The organism is Halomonas qaidamensis, assembly GCF_025917315.1.
GTDB classification, from domain to species: Bacteria; Pseudomonadota; Gammaproteobacteria; order Pseudomonadales; family Halomonadaceae; genus Vreelandella; species Vreelandella qaidamensis.
In genome coordinates, this window is sequence record NZ_CP080627.1 from 3,706,272 (window position 1) to 3,725,670 (window position 19,399).

Consider the following 19,399-nt stretch of genomic DNA (forward strand, 5'->3'; position numbering starts at 1 on the left):
GTGCGCAAGATGAAGCTAACGGTATTGATTATTGGCTGCGGGGATATTGGCATAACGTTAGGACGCGAGCTACTCAGTGAAGGGCATCGTGTCATCGGCGTGCGCCGCCAAGTCGAAACGTTAAAGGACACCGGCATTGAGCCGTTAGCACTGGATCTCAACGATCTTGAGAGTGCTGATGCTAATGCATTGCCCCATGCTGATTATGTTGTTTACACCGTTAGCGCTGACCGTTTCGAAGAAAGCGCATACCAAAGCGCCTACCCAGACGGTTTAAAGCGTGTGCTTGGCGTACTCGAACAGCACAAAACACCGCCAAGACGTATCTTCTTTGTCTCCTCAACCAGTGTCTACGGACAGCAGGAAGGCGAAGTCGTTAGCGAAGATAGTCCAACAGAATCAACCAGTTTTTCTGGTAAATTGATGTGTGATGCTGAACAGGCACTCATTACGCATCCGTTACCCGGTACAGTGGTGCGTTTTTCCGGCATCTATGGCCCTGGACGAGACCGCCTCATTCACCAAGTTGCGGAAGGTCGCATTGCCGCAGTTACGCCGGTTAGCTACTCTAACCGTATTCACCGTGATGACTGCACCGGTATTTTGGCGCACTTAATCCGCTGTCAGGAAAAAGGTATGCCGCTAGCAGAGCTTTATTTAGGCAGTGACTGCGAGCCCGTCACCCTGCATAACGTGATGGCCTGGCTAGCCAAGCAGCTAAATGTCGAATCTACCGATACCATGCAATCACCACTGCGCCGCCGAACCAGCAAGCGCTGCGACAACAGCCGTATTCGTGAAATGGGCTACCAGTTCCGCTACCCGACTTACAAAGAAGGCTACGCACAGGTGTTAAAAGAAGGTGGTTTCTTGGCGCCACAAAAAGCCTAACTGCTCTTTCACTAACTTATTTTTCGCTAACTTACTTTTCACTAACGTAAATTTTCTAACTTACTTGGCGCTAACTTATTCAACCTTATTTAGCGCCTCACTATTCTCATTCATACCCACCTCAAAAAAGAGCGAGCACGTAATTAAACAGTGCTCGCTCGTATGGATGGCAACGTTAAGCCCGATGACTTAGTCGCCGATTACCATTACCGCTTCTGCTTCCACTTGGCTGCCTTTAGGCAGCGCTTTCACGCCAACGGCTGCGCGAGCAGGGAAAGGCGGTGAGAAAAACTCTTCCATTACCTTATTAACGATCGCAAAATTATCCAGATCAACAAGGTATAAGTTGAGCTTAACAATATCACCAAGCGAGCCAGCTGCTTCTTCACAAACCGCCTGCAAGTTAGTAAATACTTGACGCGCTTGCGCCTCAAAGTCGTCAGAGATAATGTCCATTGTCTCTGGATTCAGTGGGATCTGGCCCGAAAGATACACCGTATTGCCAGCCTTAATCGCCTGTGAATAAGGGCCGATTGCAGCGGGGGCTTTTTCAGTGTTAATAACCGCTTTATTGCTCATGAGATAGCACTCTCCTGTCGTGTTTAACGTATTTTTAGATGTATGTTATAGATATAGTGGTAGTTTTAAATATTAATTCTTATGGCCCGCCATAGCAGTCGCTGCCAGCCCAACGCCAGCAGCCTACTCACGGGTGTTTAATTGCTCATTCTGGTTATTTTGCCAACATTAGGAAGGTTGCGAATACGCTTAATAATGCGCGCAAGATGCACGCGGCCTTTGACGGATAAGGTTAAATTAACAATTGAAAGCCGAGCATCTCGCTCTTCAATACCTATACGTTCGATATTTGCGTCGGCATCGGTCACCACGCCAGCCAGCTCGGCCACCAGCCCACGACGGCTCTCAATTTCAATGCGTAGTGCGACCGGAAAGTCTTCATCTATCGTGTCCGACCATTCAAGCGCAAATAGCTTCTCGGGGTCGTTCTTACGTTCACCAAGATTTTTACACTCGCTGCGATGGACGACTAGCCCTTTACCTACTGACAAATGGCCAACCACGGGGTCACCCGGTAAGGGATGACAGCATCGGGCAAAGGTAATTACCATACCTTCACTGCCACTGATCACTACCGCTTTGTCACTATCCGTGCTGAGGATATAGTCAAAATTACTACCATGAGCAGCATCGACTAAACGACGCGCTGCCACATGAGCCATCCGGTTTCCCAATCCAACTGATTCAAGCAACGCGTCTAATGAGGCAGCATCAAGTTCTTTAAGAGCTTTAGCAAATACGCTTTCATCGAGTTCTTCCAGGCTGGTCTCAAAGGGGGCGAGTGCTTTGTTCAATAAACGCCGCCCTAACGTAATCGCTTCAGCCTGCTGCTGGTGTTTTAAAGCATGGCGTATCGCAGAACGCGCTTTAGCCGTGGTAACAAAATTAAGCCACGCTACGTTAGGCCGCGCTCCAGGAGCGGTGATAATTTCCAGCGTTTGACCACTTTCAAGACGCGTAGACAGCGGTGCCAAGTGGCGATCAATACGGCAAGCAATACAGTTGTTACCAATATCAGTGTGTACGCTGTAGGCGAAGTCAATCACCGTTGCGCCCTGAGGAAGCTCCATAATGTCGCCTTTGGGGGTAAACACGTAGATATCATCTGGAAACAAGTCGTTTTTGACGTGTTCGATAAACTCTAGCGAGTCCCCTGCATGGCGCTGCATTTCCAGCAGCCCTTTTACCCAAGCCCGAGCGCGGGCATGGCTGCCTTCAGCAATAGGATGGGTAGTTTGCCCGGCTTTATAGAGCCAGTGGGCAGCGATGCCATTATTAGCCATCGCCTCCATTTCTCGGGTGCGAATTTGCACTTCAATGGGCATTCCACCCTGACCAAACAGCGTGGTGTGAAGACTTTGGTAGCCATTGGCTTTTGGGATGGCAATGTAATCTTTAAAGCGCCCTGGCACAGGCTTATAGAGATTATGCACTACCCCCAGGATGCGATAGCAGCTAGCGACATCTTCGGTAATAATGCGAAAACCAAAGACATCCATGATTTCCGCAAACGGCTTACGCTGATCACGCATCTTCTTATAAATCGACAGCAGATGCTTCTGCCGACCGATCACAGTACCTTTCAGCCCTTCGTCGTCCAAACTTTGCTGCAGCGATGACTGAATTTCTCGCATCGCACTACGCCGATTACCCCGGGCGCTAGCCACCGCGCGTTTAATGCGCTCAGCGCGCATAGGATGAATCGCCTGGAAAGAGAGATCTTCCAGCTCAACACGAATCGTATTGATGCCTAAACGCCCCGCAATACGGGCATAAATTTCCAGCGTTTCCCGAGCTATACGGCGCTTTTTATCTGGCCGTAAGGCACCCAGCGTGCGCATGTTATGTAGACGGTCGGCTAATTTTACAATAATGACGCGGATATCCCGCGACATTGCCAACACCATCTTCTGGAAATTTTCCGCCTGAGCGACAGCTTTGTCTTCAAAGGTGATCTGGGTCAGTTTGGAAACACCATCGACTAGTTCGGCAACAGGCTTACTAAATTGCGCAGATAACGCCTTTTTGGAGACACCCGTATCTTCAATGACATCATGCAGCATGGCAGCCATCAAACTTTGATGATCCATGTGCATGTTGGCCAAGATATTGGCGACCGCTAGCGGATGGGTAACATAAGGTTCGCCCGAGCGGCGGCGCTGGCCGTCATGGGCTTGCTCGGCATAATAAAAGGCGCGTTTGACCTGTTGAATCTCATCCGGAGGTAAATAGCCGCCGAGTCGATCGGCCAGGTCATCAATGGTGAACATTTACCGCGCCCCTAGTCGCTTCTAAGTCCAGTCTCTAGTAAACCTTAGTCGTCGATATGTGTGGTAGGTGTCATCGCGGGACGAACACGTACCGGGGCTTCCACTGGCTCATCCAGCACAGTGTGATTTACAAGGCCAGCAGCAATCTCGCGCAGCGCCATAACAGTAGGCTTGTCGTTTTCCCAGGGCAGTTGTGCTTCACGGGAGCCACGCGCAAGCTGACGCGCGCGCTGGGTGGAAATCATCACCAGCTTGAAGCGGTTCTCAACATTTTCCAGACAATCTTCAACGGTTACGCGAGCCATGGGGGTCTTCCTGTAATGACAACGCTGGGCCAGCGTTGTGGGGAAACGCCACTGGCCCAGCAAAAAAGTGGTAATGGAACCTGCTAGATTACTCGACGCTAGGCGCTTGTGACAAGAGCGCATCGAGCAGTGGCGCATGACGCGCCTGCATCGCCTGACGTGTTAAGCGGCGACTGATCACCAGCGACTGCAACTCTTGAAGTGCTGTGGTGAAATCATCGTTGATCACTAAGTAATCATATTCATCAAAATGAGACATTTCGCTAACGGCATCACGCATACGCCGCGCGATCACTGCGTGTTCATCGGTACCTCGGCTAGAAAGGCGGCGTTCAAGCTCGCTACGCGAGGGCGGCAAGATAAAAATCGATACCGCTGTGGGCATTTGTTTGCGTACCTGCTGCGCTCCTTGCCAGTCGATCTCTAAAATAACATCTTGCCCTGCATCCAGTACGGTTTGCGCCGCACGCAGTGACGTGCCGTAATAATTATCAAAGACCTTGGCATACTCGAAAAACTCACCACGCTCTATCATCGCTTCAAAGTCGGCTACGTGAGTAAAGTGGTAATTCACACCATCCACTTCTCCCTCGCGCTTAGCTCGTGTGGTATGAGAGACCGACACCTGAATGCCATCCAGGCTCTCGATCAGCTCACGAACCAAGCTGGTTTTACCAGCACCTGACGGGGCAGAAACAATAAAAAGCGTACCCTGGGACATGAAGCGCTTCCCTAATTAGCAAAAGATAGATAGCGAAATGATAGTCAGCGGAAAATCGTTAGCGAAGATAAACAGGGCAACGGTAAGGCGTTGTCTTGTTTATCAAGTACTGCTCATCAAGTACTGTGCGTGCATAAAGTATGCGCGCAGTATCGCACACCTATGCTATGGACTGTAGCGTTTCAGCGCAGTCACAAGGAGGTCATCATGCGCAGTACCCTCGTTATTTTATGCTTTATTGCCTTGGGGGTAGCGCTCCAAAAAGGACTGATTGAGATACCCCGCCATTGGGCGCCCTGGGCGCCGCTCTATATTGATGATCCTATAACGCCCATCACCCAGCTAAAGCTCAAACGTCTAAACGATGACCCAAAAGCCTGCTTAGCGGCCCTAGACACCGCACCAACAAACGAGCTTCGATACACACCATTAGCCGATTACTCCCCAACCGCTAGTTGTCCACTCACAAATGTCGTACGTGTGCAGTCAAGCACCGTTCGCTTCAACCAAAGCTTTGTCGCCACCTGCCCGCTGGCACTGGCCTGGGTAATGTACGAGCGCCACGCGCTGCAACCCGCCGCCCAGGAGATCATGGGCAGCCAAGTGGCCCAGGTTAATCACGTCGGCAGCTTTGCCTGCCGTAATGTTTACGGCCGCGAAACTGGCAGACGCAGTGAACACGCCACCGCGGAAGCGTTGGATGTGGTCGGATTTCAGTTTGAAAACGGCCAGCGCATTACGCTAATTAATCACTGGGATGATGACGGTGAAGCGGGGGAGTTCTTAAGAGCAGCAAGGGACGGTGCCTGCGACACCTTTGGCAATGTGCTAGGGCCAGACTACAACGCCGCACATGCTGACCATTTTCACTTAGGCATGCGCGGCTTCAGGCTATGTCGCTAACTCGCGGGGTTGGTTAAGGCCAATCAGTCTAGGCTAATATCGTCTTCGTCCGTCGCGGCCCCTGTCGCAGCACCTGCACCTGCGCCAACCGCCGCGCCTTGCGTAACGTCGCCACCCGTAGCAGCGGCAGCACCAGCCCCAACAGCAGCGCCTACCCCTGCGCCACTGGCTGTCCGCTCGCCCGTAGTGGAACCACAGCCTGCTAAGACCAAGGTTACTGCGGTAATAGCACTCAACGTTAACAAACGCGGCATCTTGATTAATCGGGTATGCATAGGTCACCTCCATATGGATTGCACCTAGTCACCCTAGATAAAAGTTACAGTTTTTGTCAATTTAGCGGCAGCCGCCCACGCTTACTCACCGCTTATTGGTAATGCTTAGCCGCTCTAAAAGTACGCTTTTCAAGCCAGCTCCCCCAAGCAAAAATCACTAGCCCACAGAGTGCTAACCCGGTACCGACTAACCCCGTGCTTGACCAGCTGAAACCTGCGCTAATCACTAAACCCGCTAACCACGCTCCTAACGCATTTGCCCCATTAAAAGCAGCATGGTTAAGTGAAGCCGCCATCGTTTGGGCATCTTCTGCTACATCCATTAAACGGGTTTGCAGCGCAGGTGCTAACGCCATGCTAGTGCCTACCAACCCCACAAATAACAGACCTGTCCAAACATTATTGGCAGCGAAATAAAACAACCCCTGAATCACTGCGCACCACACCAAGGTAGCGGGAATCGCGCGCATTAGGTTTTTATCCGCTGCGCGGCCACCAATTAAATTGCCAGCAATAGAGCCAAGGCCAAAAATCACTAACACCATCGGCCCTAGCGCTTCACTCATACCCGCTTGCTGAGTAAGTGTGGGCATCACATAACTAAAAATCGAGAACATGCCGCCACAGCCAATACAGGCAATGGCCACCGTTACCAGCACCCGCTGTTTTATCAATGCCGACAACTCGCGTAACGGGCTTGCTAACGCATCGAATGGCTGTACAGGCACCCACAGGCGAATCAACAGCGCCGTCAGCAATGCAATAACACCTACCGCTGCGAAGGCAATTTGCCAGCCAAATAGATTGCCTGTCCATGTGCCTAACGGCGCGCCAATCAAAATCGCCAATGTTAAGCCCATCATTACCCGTGAAATAGCCCGCGCCCGCTGATCAACCGGCACTGCGCCAGCCGCTACTAAAGCGGCTACACCAAAGTAAGCACCATGGGGCAACCCAGCGATAAAGCGCAGCCCAACAAATGACCAAAACCCTGGAGCCATTGCACTGGCGATATTACCAACCGCAAATACCAACATCAGCACAATGAGCAATGCACGCTTAGGTACACGCGCTGCAAAGGCAGATATCAGTGGCGCGCCTACCACCACTCCAAGGGCATAACTGCTGATGGCGTAGCCCACCTGGGGCACCGTGACGGCGAGATCTTCCGCGACACGGTTCATTAATCCCATAATGACGAATTCGCTGGTGCCAATTCCAAACCCGCCTAACGCCAACACAACTTCTGCCAATCGCGGGTTACGTGCCAATCCCGATGACGACGCCTGCATACTTTTCTCCCCAGGCGCACTCACACCTGCTTAACAAAACGGTCTTGTATAGCGACAAATGATCGCAGGATTAGACAAAAGTAGAAATATGCGACACTAAAAAAGTTAGCGGGCGAATAAGGTAATTCCTGTAGGTTAAAACACTAATGACCTAGTTTTGTTAGTGTGTTTTAACTTTATAGACAGGCAGGTTATTCATGACACTAGAAACTATCGAGCTCGCCATGGAGGCACTGGCTAAGGCCGACCCCGATATTGCCCGAGCTTACCCGCTCGTTGGCGCACCCGCACCGCGCCAGCGCGACCAAGGCTTCGCAACGTTTTTTAGCACGATTGTTAGCCAGCAGATTTCAACGGGAGCAGCCCGCGCCATTATGGGCCGTGTGACTTCATTGCTACCTGAATTGCACGCGAAAGCAGTCATGGACGTTGAAGACCAAGCGCTACGTGATGCAGGGCTTTCCTGGCGCAAAGTTGAGTATGCCAAAGGGCTGGCGGAGGCAGAACTTGCAGGCACGTTCAGTGCCGACGGACTGGCCATGTTGAGCGATGACGAGGCGATTGCCGCCATCACTCAACTGCGTGGTTTTGGACGCTGGAGCGCCGAAATTTACCTGATGTTTTCGCTCCAACGCACGGATATATTTCCCGCCGACGACCTTGCTTTACGTGTAGCGCTTGGCCGTCTAAAAAAGCTGGAAGACAAACCCACGCCTAAACAGGCTCGCCAGTTAGTTGAACATTGGGCCCCCTGGCGTAGCGTGGGTTCGCTATTTTTATGGCACTACTATCGTGGAGAACCGCTTTAAGGAACAATCTTACCCGTCAGATCATCGTCGTGATCAGAAGAAGATGGCGGGGCTATAAGTGACACAGGCTGAGCAATAAAGCGATACGCTAATGCCCCTAACGCCGCGCCGAGCATTGGCGCTACCCAGAACAGCCACAGCTGAGCTGTCGCCCAGTCTCCTACATACAGAGCAACGCCCGTACTACGCGCTGGATTCACCGAGGTATTGGTAACCGGAATGCTAATTAGGTGAATAAGCGTTAAGCCCAAGCCAATCGCCAACGGCGCAAACCCAGCCGGAGCGCGACCGTCGGTTGCCCCCATAATGATGAAGATAAACATCATGGTCATTACGACTTCCGTTAGTAACGCCGCCGTCATGCTATAACCGCCGGGTGAATGCTCTCCATACCCATTGGAGGCAAACCCAGCAGTCACATCAAACCCTGCTTGGCCACTCGCAATGAGATACAGCACGCCACCGGCAACAATAGCACCTATTACTTGCGCACCAATGTAGTAAGGCAACTCTTTAGCAGGGAAGCGCCCTCCCACCCAAAGTCCTACCGATACCGCAGGATTTAAATGGCATCCTGAAATATGCCCAATCGCATACGCCATCGTAACAACCGTCAAACCAAATGCCAGCGACACCCCTAATAGGCCAATACCTACGTCTGGAAAAGCCGCTGCTAACACCGCACTGCCACAACCACCCAATACTAACCAAAACGTACCGATTAACTCCGCTGCGTACTTTTTCATATCACTACTCCTCTAATGACCAAGTACCATTGGGAATACCACGCCACCTAATTAAGCACCCATAAGGTCACCCATTAGTATGTACGCAGTAATGCGCGCACTCAGTGCACGACACTTTTTAATTAGTGAAAAGTAAGAAATTAGCTTTTAACACTAACCGCATTGTTAAAATTTATTATAGCGAATTAGCGAAGAAACTCATTTAACTAATCACCCACAATAAAAGCGAGATTTATATAACAGCCTTTAAAACCAGGCAACAAAATATTACCAATGCATTTAAAATAAACAATAAGAAACAATATATCAGCAATAAAAATTATGAAACACATTGAAATGCTAAAAAGTGTTTCTTTAGCATCGTTTTTTAATTAACTAATATGAGCCATCAAAGAAGCGTTATCACTACTTATCGTTTAATCGGCCCACCACCTGAAACGAATCGCCCGTTGGGCGCACAACGATCATTTCGCCTGAGCTCACTCCGCCGCCTGTGAGCGCCGTAATATTGACCTGATGAGTCACCAACAACAAATTGCCTGGACCCTGCCAAGCAGCAATGTGCTCACGCGCCGCCTGCGTGCGATCATCTCGCTCACTGCGCTGGCGAAAAAACGAATCAAGCCAGGGGGTTGATTCCACGCGGCCCAACGCCATTAGCTCAGCGGTTTCCAGTGCCCGACACCAACGAGACGAATACACCAAGGCAATAGGCACATCCCGGTCACGAAATGAACGACCAATTGCCTCAGCCTGAGCGCGCCCCTGGGCTGAAAGGTTACGCTGGGTGTCGCACTGAGAAAGCTCAAACCCAGCCGGGTCACCAATGCCAGGGGCCAGTGCGTGACGCATCAAAATCACCAGCCCTCCCTCTTGCAGCGCCTGCCAGGTGGTTTCGTTTGCGTAAGCATTGCTAGGCGGTATGCCGAGAATGCCGACGAGAAGCGTGCAAAAGAGAGTTCTTAAAATAGGCATAGTGAGGCATCCTCAGTCGATGGTGACCAGCAGGCAGCGATGCCTTACGTTTCAGTCTCAATTAATACGGCCAACGTTTAACCGTTATTGTTAGCGGCAGAGCTAGGTGGCTTAATCGCTAACCATTAGCAAACTCTGCACGGCCTACCACCAACGGATCAGTAGCCCCAATATTATTAATATCTTTACCTTCGTAGTTGAACGCGTTCAACACATAGCGCATAGCATTTAGGCGTGCCCGCTTTTTACAGTTCGACTTAATCACCACCCAAGGACATTCTGAATGATCCGTATGGAAAAACATGGTTTCTTTGGCCTCAGTATACTCATCCCACTTTTCCAACGATGCCAAGTCAATCGGGCTAAGCTTCCAACGTTTAAGCGGATGCAGCTCACGTTCTTTAAAGCGCCGCTGCTGTTCTTCGCGACTAACCGAAAACCAGAACTTAATTAAGTGGAGGCCACTGCCTACTAAATTGCGTTCTAGTTCAGGTGCTTGACGTAAAAAGTCTTGATACTGCTTCTCAGTACAAAACCCCATCACTCGCTCTACGCCTGCTCGGTTGTACCAGGAACGATCAAACAGCACCAGTTCGCCGTGAGTTGGCAAATGTGTGATGTAACGCTGAAAATACCATTGGCCTTGCTCAGTTTCAGTGGGTTTTTCAAGCGCGACCACTCGTGATCCTCGGGGGTTTAAATGCTCCATAAAACGCTTAATGGTGCCCCCTTTACCTGCTGCATCCCTCCCTTCAAACACAATCACGACACGCTGACCAGTTTTCTTAATCCACGACTGCAGCTTCAATAACTCTACTTGCAGGTAGTACTTTTGTTTTTCATAAGATTTGCGAGATAGACGATTTTTGTACGGATAAGCTGCTGTTCTCCAATTTTCGACCAACGCTTCGTCTTTAGACACTGCGCGGCCTTTATCAAACTGCTTCCAATGCGTCAGCGCTTTTTTCAGTTCGGCTACATCATCAAGTGACGCCCCATCAATAATGTCTGCCACGGCTTTTAGCGTTTCTTCATGAGACTCAGGCAGCGGGCCTTTGAGACCCAAAATATCGGCAATAGCAGCAGCTTGGGCTTCCTGTGCACCATGGGTCTTTTTCATCACGCTAAATTCATCCACCCATGGTACTGGTGCCTTCGCCTGGGGTGACGTGTCGCTATTGGTTGTGTTTGTTTTTACCATGACAGCCTCTTCCTCTTTTGCAACACGGTATTAATCGCCTTTTAAAGAGCATCGTACCGTAATACTCATTAAACAAAGCTGATACGCATCAATCACTGTTCTAATAGAACTAGAACGGAGATATCGTTTACGTTTAAACCAAAAGACTCATCGGTCTTACTGCTAACCATCGTTAGCGCTGCCACTCTGGAGAACTCACTCTACTCTTAGCCACTGGGCATGCTTTTACATTAGAGCCCTCTTACTAAATAATGACGCCAGCCGAGCAGCTTTAAAGGTTATTCAATATTCTGAATCTGCTCTCGCATCTGCTCAATCAATACTTTTAGCTCCACCGCGCAGCGGGTGGTTTCGGCGACTACCGATTTTGACGATAGCGTGTTGGCTTCGCGGTTGAGTTCCTGCATTAGGAAATCCAGACGGCGGCCTTTGGGGCCTTTTTGGGCTAACTGGCGGCTGACTTCTTGTACGTGCGCCGTTAGGCGATCCAACTCTTCATCTACATCGGCTTTTTGTGCCACCAGTACCAATTCGGCTTCCAGGCGTTGCGGGTCGAGTTCGGTTTTGGCGACGTCTAAGCGTTCCAATAGTTGGGCGCGCTGGCGCTCTAAAATTTGCGGCAGCAGGCTGCGCACGGTGGCTACCTGCTCGCTTACAGCCGTTAGGCGGGTGGTGATCATCTCAGCGAGTTTTTCGCCCTCCCGGGCGCGGGCGTCGATCAACTCGTCTAGCGCTTGGTCAAACAGCGTTTTGGCAGCGGCTTTAATGGCGTCTTGATCAAGGTGCTGGGTTTCCATAACGCCGGGCTGGTTGAGTATCGCCAGCGTGGTGGGCGGCACGGCACTGGGCACCTGTTGCTGAATAGCGGCCAGGGCATCGGCAATCTCTTTCAACCGTTGCACATTTACCGCAGGAGCTTGGTTGGTTTCCGCGGCTTCAAAACGCAGGCTACATTCGACTTTGCCTCGCGCTAGGCGTGTGCGTAGGGCATCGCGCAGCACCGGCTCTAGCTCGCGCAGGGCGTCGGGTAGGCGAAAGTGCGGCTCCAGATAGCGCTGGTTCACCGAGCGGATTTCCACCTGCAGGGTGCCAAACGGGGCGGCCTGCTCGGTGCGGGCAAAGGCGGTCATGCTGTGTACGTGGCGTGGGTTAGCCATTAAAGATTCCTGTTCATCGCGCATTTAGGTCAGTCTACCCGATCTTGTGCTGGTAGATACGTCTGCCTTGAATAGGCCCATCAACGGCGTCGCTGACGTGTACAATGGTGGGCTTTTCCACTGATAAATTGATGTGAGGTGTTATGCGTCCTGATGTTGTTCGCCCTAGCGGTCGTGAAGCCGACCAGCTCCGTGAAATTCGCATAACCCGCGATTACACCCGCCATGCAGAAGGGTCGGTACTGGTGGAGTTTGGTGATACCAAAGTGCTGTGTAATGCGAGTGTGGAAGCGGGCGTACCGCGCTGGCTGCGTGGCAAAAATCAGGGTTGGATCACCGCTGAGTACGGCATGCTGCCCCGTGCCACTCACACCCGCAGTGGCCGTGAAGCGACGCGTGGTAAACAGGGTGGCCGTACGCTGGAAATTCAGCGCTTGATTGGCCGTAGCCTGCGCGCAGCGGTTAACTTGAAGAAGTTGGGCGAGTTCACCATTACCGTGGATTGCGATGTGATTCAGGCCGATGGTGGCACTCGCACCGCTGCGATTACCGGCGGCTGTGTGGCGCTGGTAGATGCCATTCGTTATCTGCAGCGTGAGAAGAAGATCAAAGGTGATCCCTTTAAGCAGCTGGTTAGCGCGATTTCGGTGGGTATTTATAAAGGCGTACCGGTACTGGACTTGGATTATCCGGAAGATAGTAAAGCTGACACCGATCTGAACGTGGTGATGACTGAAAACGGCGAGCTAATTGAAGTCCAGGGTACCGCAGAGGCGGGGGCGTTTAACCGTACCGAGCTGAACGCGATGCTTGATCTCGCTGAGAAAGCTGGCTCCGAGCTGCGCGAAAAACAGCGCGAAGCACTGGGTATTCGCGGCTAAACCGTTAGTTAGCAAGCACTCAACGCGCCTACGCAAACAGGCCAGCTTATAAGCTGGCCTGTTGCTGAGACGGGTAATGCGACGCGGGAAAGTGAGCGCTTACAGCGCTAAGTCATACTCAACGATCAGCGGTGCGAACTCGGAGAAGGTCGCATCGTAATCAATCCACGCGTCGACCACATGGCGACGGAAGTTGGGGCCAACCAGCTGGTAGTCGATCCGCCAGCCTTCTTGGCGCTCACGGGGCACGTCTTGGTCGAGCTTTGGCCACCAGGTATATTCACCCGCATCGCGATTAATTTCGCGGAAGGTGTCGATAAAGCCGGTTGGGCCAAGCACCTGATCCATCCAGGCACGCTCTTCCGGGCGGAAACCAGAGGTTAGCTGATTGTCCGACCAGTTGGCCAAATCGATGGTTTTATGGGCAACGTGCCAAGTACCACAGATGATGTATTCGCGACGTTTGCGCGACATCTTCGTTAGATACTCTTGGTACTGCTCCATAAACGCCTGTTTGGCTTTTTGATCACTTCCATCAGGCATCAAGAAGGTGGCAATGCTGAAGCGGTCATAATCCGCCTGCAGAAAGCGCCCTTCGTGATCACACTGAGGGAACCCAAGACCATACATAATCGCCTTGGGAATTTTGCGGCAGTAGAGTGCCACGCCGGAGAAACCATCTTCTTCTGCATCCAGGAAGTAGCCTTCGTAGCCTTCCGGATAGAGAATATGGTCGTCCAGTTCAAAACTTTTTGCCTTGATGTTCTGCACGCAGATCACGTCGGCATCCTGCTGAGCCAGCCAGTCCAGGAAGCCACGGTCGACGGCATCACGTATACCATTGACATTGATGCTGGCAATTTTCATAAATCGTCCCTTTTGCGTCGCTGCTGTATGATACCCGACGTTTAGACGTTTGGGTAAATAGACAAACCCAATCTTGCTGTTTAACTCTGATTTATTACTGCGTTTACTTAGATTTCTATTACTTACATTCCTATCGACAAGAGAAGACCATCGTGGCTACCACTCTACAACCCTATCAGCGCGATTTCATTGCCTTCGCTATTGAGCAGGGCGTGCTCAAGTTTGGCGAGTTCACGCTTAAGTCGGGGCGAGTAAGCCCTTACTTCTTTAACGCGGGCCTGTTTCAAACCGGTCGTGCCCTGGCTAAGCTGGGCCGTTTTTACGCTCAAGCCATTGTCGATAGTGGCCTGCAAGCGGATGTGCTGTTCGGCCCAGCCTATAAAGGCATTCCCCTGGCGGCGGTCACTGCCGCGGCCCTAGCCGACCACCACGATCGCGATATGCCCTACGCGTTTAACCGTAAAGAGGCCAAAACCCACGGCGAAGGCGGCAATATTGTCGGTGCACCACTGGCCGGCGATATTTTGATCATTGACGACGTGATTACAGCCGGTACGGCTATCCGTGAAGTGATGAGCCTAATTGAGCAAAGCGGTGCCCGCGCAGGTGGCGTGATTATTGCGCTTGATCGTCAAGAGCGCGGCCAGGGCGAACAAAGCGCTATCCAGGAAGTCCAGGCTCAGTACGGCATGCCGGTTGTCAGTATTGTCACCTTAGAGCAAGTGCTTACTTACCTTGAAGAGCATGCTGGCGGCGAAATGCTGGCTTACGCCGAAGCGGTACGCGCTTATCGCGACCGCTACGGCATCGCGGGTTAGTCGCTACTCACCGCTTAATGCGCCAGCGTAATCTTGCTGGCGCCACGCCTCATAGCTGACGATGGCAACGGCGTTAGAAAGGTTCAAGCTGCGGTTATTGGGCTGCATGGGGATGCGCAGCTTCTGTTCTGCGGGTAGCGCAGCATGGACCTGGGGCGACAGCCCTGCAGTTTCCGAACCGAATAGCAGTACATCGCCCGGCGCGAAAGCCGCGTCGCTGTGGGCTCGGGTGCCTTTGGTGGTAATCGCCCATATCGTGCGCCCCTGCATTGCCGCTTGAAACGCCGTAAAATTAGCATGGCGGGTAACATTGGCTAGGTCACGGTAATCTAGTCCGGCGCGGCGCAGCTTTTTCTCTTCGAGATCAAAGCCCAGCGGTTCAATTAAATGTAATCGGCAGCCATTGTTAGCCACCAGGCGCATAATATTACCCGTATTGGGTGCCATACGCGGTTCAAATAGCGCTACTTCAAACATTACCACCTGCCTATTATTAACTCATTGTGCGTTCGCCCAGCGCCGCTGATTGTAATGGAATTTGCCTAGAAACACTTGTAGAGGTCACCCTTCACCATGACGCCCCAACCGCCAAAGAGCATTCTTAGCCGTATTAAAGGGCTAAACCCGCGCCAGCAGGAAGCGGTGCGCTATATCGATGGCCCCTGTTTGGTCTTGGCGGGCGCGGGGTCTGGTAAAACCAGCGTTATTACCACCAAAATCGCCTATCTGGTGCAAGAGTGCGGCATGAGCGCGCGCAAAATAGCGGCGGTTACCTTCACCAATAAAGCCGCCAGGGAGATGAAAGAGCGCGTTGGGCAAATGCTGAAGGGTAAAGAGGGCCACGGGCTAACGGTGTCGACGTTCCACAATTTAGGCCTGACTATTATTCGCGGTGAGTTGAAAACACTAGGCTACAAACCAGGCTTTTCATTGTTTGACCCAGAAGATGCCAAAGCACTGCTGCGCGATCTAATGAACAAAGACGCTCAGGTAGACGCCGAGCAGATCAACGCAGTGCAGAGCAAAATCTCCACGTGGAAGAACGATTTAGTGCTGCCCAGTGACGCGCTTTCTTTTGCCGCGGATGATGACGAGCACTTTGCCGCACGGGTTTATGAAGCTTACGTGCGCCACTTAAAAGCCTATAACGCGGTGGATTTTGACGACCTGATCCTACTGCCGGTGGTGCTGCTACAACGTGACCCAGACGCACTGGCCCGCTGGCGGAACAAAATTCACTATATGTTGGTGGATGAGTATCAGGACACTAACGTTTCTCAGTACCTACTGGTGAAACTGCTGATGGCCGAACGGGCGACCTTTACCGTGGTTGGCGACGACGACCAGTCGATCTACGCATGGCGCGGGGCCCGGCCTGAAAATTTGGTGACCCTTGGCGAAGACTTCCCGCGTCTGAACGTTATCAAGCTGGAGCAGAACTACCGCTCAACCGGCACCATTTTGCGTGCGGCCAACACGTTAATTGCTAACAACCCTCACGTTTACGATAAAACCTTGTGGTCGGATATGGGCGATGGCGCGCCGATTCGGGTCATCGTCAACCGGCATGAAGAGGCGGAGTCCGAGCGGGTAGCCAGCGAAATGCTGACTCGGCGTATCAAAGAAAAAGCAGAATGGCGAGATTTTGCGGTGCTCTATCGGGGTAACTTCCAGGCACGTTTATTAGAGCTCAAGCTGCAGCACTACCAAATTCCCTACAAGCTTTCCGGCGGTACGTCGTTTTTCTCGCGCAACGAGATCAAGGACACCATGGCCTATCTGCGGCTGTTAATTAACCCTGCTGACGATAACGCCTTTTTACGTATTGTGAACGTGCCCCGCCGGGAAATAGGCCCTGGCACGTTGGAAAAGCTAGCCAACTACGCAACAGAGCGTTCAATTTCGCTGTTTGCTGCCTGCCACGAGCTAGGGTTAGAGCAAACGCTGCCGACTCGGGCCGTAGAGCGGCTTTCCCGCTTTACGCACTTTATTGATGGCGTGCGTAAACGCATGGATCAAGACGATGCCATCGCCGCCATTCGCGACATGCTGCGCGATATGGATTACGAGGCCTGGCTGTACCAAAATGCCAGCGCCCCAACCGTTGCTGAACGGCGTATGGCCAACGTATGGATTTTGATTGATCAGCTAGAGAAGTCACTAAACCGCGACCCAGAAGATGCCGATGACTCCACCGCAACGGAAACAGACGGCGTAGAAGCCGCCATTTCCCGCCTAGTGCTTCGGGATATTCTTGAGCAACAGGCTGAAGAAGACGACTCAGACCGTGTGCAACTACTCACCATGCACGCCTCGAAAGGACTGGAGTTTCCCCATGTGTATTTGATGGGCTTAGAGGAAGATCTGCTACCCCACCGCAATGCTATTGAAATGGGCACCGTGGAAGAGGAGCGCCGCTTGGCTTACGTTGGGATTACACGAGCAAGGCGTACCCTGACACTGACATTAGCCCGCCAGCGTAAAGCGTATGGTGAACTAATGGACTGTCAGCCCAGCCGCTTTTTAGACGAACTGCCCGCTGATGATTTGGAGTGGGAGGGCCGCGCCGATAAAGAAGACCCCGAGAAAAAGCAGGCACGCGGGAAAGACGCGATTGCCGGGCTGCGTTCCTTGTTGGGTTAGCAGCAAGTCATAAGAACACAAAAAAATATCCACAGGGGGTTTTCAAAACCCACCTGTGGATAGATTACACAACATTATTACAACAACAGCTTATTGCACTTCTGACACCATGTAATCGACAACGGCCATGATCTCTTCGTCAGAGGCACTGCTACCACCACGTGGCGGCATCACGCCTTTGCCGTTAAACACGCTTTCGTATAACGCATCGACACCCTGCTCAAGGCGCGGCGCCCACGCATCAGCATCGCCAATCAAAGGGGCACCAGCAACACCTGCCGCGTGGCAAGCCACACAACCAGCACTGGCATAAAGCGCTTCGCCATCTAAACCGCTGCCACCACTAGAAGCTTCCTCTTCGCTAGCTGCAGCGTCTGCGGTGCCTTCATCGGCACTGGTTTCCTCTGCTGCGGCCATATCATCGCTAGCGCTCTCTTCCGTCGCCTCTGCAGCCGCTTCTTCGTCACCGCCACCTAGCTCGGGAACGTCCATGACAGGCTCCACCATATACGCTGTCGCCGCTTCCATCTCTTCGTCTGACAGGTTGGGGTTGCCGCCACGAGCAGGCATTGCACCAATACCGTTAATCGAGTGCTCTAGCAGTGTCGCGAAACCTTGTTCGGTACGCTCAGCCCACGCAGCTTCATCACCGCGAATAGGGGCTCCCGCTGCGCCCGTTTCGTGGCACGCCATACAGACGTTGTTGTAGATACCTTCGCCATCAACTTCGTCACCACCACCGCTGCTAGCGGCGGCTGGCGCTGCTGCGGTGCCACAGTCTTGGCCTTGCAAGCAGAGTTGACCTACCGGCGCTAAGCGCTCAGCGATTGCGTCACGTGCTGCGTCTTGAGCATAAGCACCGGATGTGCCTGCCATGACGCCTAGGGCCGCCAGCCCGCTCATGATCAGCTTAGATTTCACTCTCACCACCTCTTGAGTTTTGTCATAAAACGTTTTGTGCTTAACCCCTGCGCGCGGCAGCGACATCATCAACCTGCGGCAACCGGAACGCCAAGACGTGCATATCGCATTAGTATACCGAGAACGCCAAGCGTAAGAAAATGCTACTAAGCGCGGCAATTCAACCTAAACTTAGCTTTATGCTTAATTCAGCGGTTTAAAAACCGTATCAATGTTCAGCTATTTAGCACCAAGCCAGCAAACGCTGCTGAGCATAACGCGTAAAGCCTGCCTGAGCATATACACGCTTTGCTGGAACATTCTGTGTATCGACAGTGAGCGTAATGTCGCGGGCTTCCGCCTTGCTAGCCAACGCCTGCGCTTGTTGAATAATTTCCTTGCCCATTCCCCCGCCACGCCAATCAGGTAGCAGCCCCATCAACTGCAATGACCAGCGCTGTGTAACAGGGTTGGAAGCAAGTAATAATACACCGATAGTTTCCCCCTGATGTTTAAGCTGATACCAGTTATCTGGGGCATTCGGCGCTTGGTCATAAAATCCCGCTAGTAACGCGTCAATGGTGAGCACTTCGCGAAGCTCTGGGCAGTCTAACGAGCCTTCGCTTACTTTCTCTACTAACGCCCGCTGTTGAGCGGGAGTCAATTCAGCAAAGGGGCTTAGTATCAGTAGATTAGCGGGTGATTGAACGGTTTGGCACTGCCACACAAGATGCTCCAGAGTGGCAAGCGCCCGCATACCGTGGGTCACTAACCTTGTTTCCCAGCTGGCCGCATCGTCGGATAACGCCACATGGCATAGCGCAATCGGCTGCTCGTTTACCCAGCCCTGCAAGGCTTTCAACAACGCATCAACTGACGAATTATGCTGCCTGGGTAGCCAAAGCTGCGCCATTTGATTAGCCAATGGCTGTACCCAGGCGGCGGCTTCGATATGACCCGCTTGAGTGGCTATCCAAAGGCCTTGCCATACAGTGTCAGGACCCGCTTTTACGGTTGATAAGGCATGCTGCAATGCAGGTTGTTGCGCAGGATCATGCACGGCAGCTAACTGCAGCAATGCTTCACGCCGTTGTTCACGTGGGCACTGCATTACTGTGGTAGTTAAGGAGCGATGGCCGAAAGGAGAATGACGTGTCATGTTACGT

Annotated in this window: 20 protein-coding genes; 6 read left to right on the forward strand and 14 right to left on the reverse strand. The window is 52.2% G+C overall.

The window, feature by feature from the left end; translation table 11 throughout:
- The first annotated feature begins 9 nt into the window (after positions 1-9).
- A complete protein-coding gene (locus K1Y77_RS16705) occupies positions 10-891 on the forward strand; it encodes an SDR family oxidoreductase (protein WP_264019096.1) in 882 nt (293 codons plus the stop codon).
- Positions 892-1,080: 189 nt separating this feature from the next.
- On the opposite strand, the gene K1Y77_RS16710 is transcribed toward K1Y77_RS16705, so the two are convergent.
- The 4 genes from K1Y77_RS16710 to gmk all read right to left on the reverse strand — a co-directional run bounded on the left by K1Y77_RS16710 (position 1,081) and on the right by gmk (position 4,766).
- Entirely contained in the window at positions 1,081-1,470 is a 390-nt protein-coding gene (locus tag K1Y77_RS16710; protein WP_030071543.1) for a RidA family protein, read from the reverse strand.
- Positions 1,471-1,607: 137 nt separating this feature from the next.
- The gene (locus K1Y77_RS16715) at positions 1,608-3,740 is read right to left on the reverse strand and encodes a RelA/SpoT family protein (RefSeq protein WP_264429649.1); all 2,133 of its coding nucleotides are present in this window, start codon (positions 3,738-3,740) and stop codon (positions 1,608-1,610) included.
- Between the two features lie 44 nt (positions 3,741-3,784).
- Positions 3,785-4,045: a DNA-directed RNA polymerase subunit omega gene (gene rpoZ, locus K1Y77_RS16720; RefSeq protein WP_030071545.1), complete on the reverse strand. Its 261-nt coding sequence runs from the start codon at positions 4,043-4,045 to the stop codon at positions 3,785-3,787.
- 88 nt (positions 4,046-4,133) lie between these two features.
- Complete coding sequence (gene gmk, locus K1Y77_RS16725; RefSeq protein WP_030071546.1) at positions 4,134-4,766, reverse strand: guanylate kinase; 633 nt, start codon at positions 4,764-4,766, stop codon at positions 4,134-4,136.
- Between the two features lie 207 nt (positions 4,767-4,973).
- Between gmk and K1Y77_RS16730 the strand changes: the two genes are divergently transcribed.
- The gene (locus K1Y77_RS16730) at positions 4,974-5,669 is read left to right on the forward strand and encodes an extensin-like domain-containing protein (RefSeq protein WP_264019094.1); all 696 of its coding nucleotides are present in this window, start codon (positions 4,974-4,976) and stop codon (positions 5,667-5,669) included.
- Between the two features lie 23 nt (positions 5,670-5,692).
- On the opposite strand, the gene K1Y77_RS16735 is transcribed toward K1Y77_RS16730, so the two are convergent.
- On the reverse strand, positions 5,693-5,944 hold the full coding sequence (locus K1Y77_RS16735) for a hypothetical protein (RefSeq protein ID WP_030071550.1): 252 nt from the start codon (positions 5,942-5,944) through the stop codon (positions 5,693-5,695).
- A 92-nt stretch (positions 5,945-6,036) separates the two neighbouring features.
- Positions 6,037-7,236, reverse strand: coding sequence for an MFS transporter (locus K1Y77_RS16740; RefSeq protein ID WP_264429652.1), 1,200 nt, complete (start codon positions 7,234-7,236; stop codon positions 6,037-6,039).
- Between the two features lie 197 nt (positions 7,237-7,433).
- Between K1Y77_RS16740 and K1Y77_RS16745 the strand changes: the two genes are divergently transcribed.
- Entirely contained in the window at positions 7,434-8,045 is a 612-nt protein-coding gene (locus K1Y77_RS16745) for a DNA-3-methyladenine glycosylase family protein (protein WP_030071554.1), read from the forward strand.
- On the opposite strand, the gene aqpZ is transcribed toward K1Y77_RS16745, so the two are convergent.
- The 4 genes from aqpZ to K1Y77_RS16765 form a co-directional block, all read right to left on the reverse strand.
- A complete protein-coding gene (gene aqpZ, locus K1Y77_RS16750) occupies positions 8,042-8,791 on the reverse strand; it encodes an aquaporin Z (protein WP_030071557.1) in 750 nt (249 codons plus the stop codon). The genes K1Y77_RS16745 and aqpZ overlap by 4 nt on opposite strands.
- A 405-nt stretch (positions 8,792-9,196) precedes the next feature.
- Positions 9,197-9,766: a histidine phosphatase family protein gene (locus K1Y77_RS16755; RefSeq protein WP_264429656.1), complete on the reverse strand. Its 570-nt coding sequence runs from the start codon at positions 9,764-9,766 to the stop codon at positions 9,197-9,199.
- A 118-nt stretch (positions 9,767-9,884) separates the two neighbouring features.
- A complete protein-coding gene (gene ppk2, locus K1Y77_RS16760; protein ID WP_030071560.1) occupies positions 9,885-10,967 on the reverse strand; it encodes a polyphosphate kinase 2 in 1,083 nt (360 codons plus the stop codon).
- A gap of 278 nt (positions 10,968-11,245) precedes the next feature.
- Positions 11,246-12,124, reverse strand: coding sequence for a YicC/YloC family endoribonuclease (locus K1Y77_RS16765; protein WP_264019090.1), 879 nt, complete (start codon positions 12,122-12,124; stop codon positions 11,246-11,248).
- A gap of 143 nt (positions 12,125-12,267) precedes the next feature.
- On the opposite strand from K1Y77_RS16765, the gene rph reads away from it, so the two are divergent.
- On the forward strand, positions 12,268-13,005 hold the full coding sequence (gene rph / locus K1Y77_RS16770) for a ribonuclease PH (RefSeq protein WP_030071563.1): 738 nt from the start codon (positions 12,268-12,270) through the stop codon (positions 13,003-13,005).
- Between the two features lie 99 nt (positions 13,006-13,104).
- Here the strand turns inward: rph and K1Y77_RS16775 are convergent, their stop codons facing one another.
- The gene (locus K1Y77_RS16775) at positions 13,105-13,872 is read right to left on the reverse strand and encodes an exodeoxyribonuclease III (protein WP_009723298.1); all 768 of its coding nucleotides are present in this window, start codon (positions 13,870-13,872) and stop codon (positions 13,105-13,107) included.
- A 152-nt stretch (positions 13,873-14,024) separates the two neighbouring features.
- Between K1Y77_RS16775 and pyrE the strand changes: the two genes are divergently transcribed.
- Positions 14,025-14,690: an orotate phosphoribosyltransferase gene (pyrE, locus tag K1Y77_RS16780; RefSeq protein WP_030071566.1), complete on the forward strand. Its 666-nt coding sequence runs from the start codon at positions 14,025-14,027 to the stop codon at positions 14,688-14,690.
- A 3-nt stretch (positions 14,691-14,693) separates the two neighbouring features.
- Here the strand turns inward: pyrE and K1Y77_RS16785 are convergent, their stop codons facing one another.
- On the reverse strand, positions 14,694-15,167 hold the full coding sequence (locus tag K1Y77_RS16785) for a tRNA (cytidine(34)-2'-O)-methyltransferase (protein ID WP_264429663.1): 474 nt from the start codon (positions 15,165-15,167) through the stop codon (positions 14,694-14,696).
- A gap of 96 nt (positions 15,168-15,263) precedes the next feature.
- On the opposite strand from K1Y77_RS16785, the gene rep reads away from it, so the two are divergent.
- Positions 15,264-17,333, forward strand: coding sequence for a DNA helicase Rep (rep, locus tag K1Y77_RS16790; protein WP_030071570.1), 2,070 nt, complete (start codon positions 15,264-15,266; stop codon positions 17,331-17,333).
- Between the two features lie 90 nt (positions 17,334-17,423).
- Here the strand turns inward: rep and K1Y77_RS16795 are convergent, their stop codons facing one another.
- Both K1Y77_RS16795 and K1Y77_RS16800 read right to left on the reverse strand, forming a co-directional pair.
- Positions 17,424-18,254: a c-type cytochrome gene (locus K1Y77_RS16795; protein ID WP_030071572.1), complete on the reverse strand. Its 831-nt coding sequence runs from the start codon at positions 18,252-18,254 to the stop codon at positions 17,424-17,426.
- 223 nt (positions 18,255-18,477) lie between these two features.
- Positions 18,478-19,392 carry a GNAT family N-acetyltransferase gene (locus tag K1Y77_RS16800; RefSeq protein ID WP_264019085.1) on the reverse strand — a complete coding sequence of 305 codons (915 nt, stop codon included), beginning with the start codon at positions 19,390-19,392 and terminating at the stop codon, positions 18,478-18,480.
- Between the last annotated feature and the right edge of the window lie 7 nt (positions 19,393-19,399).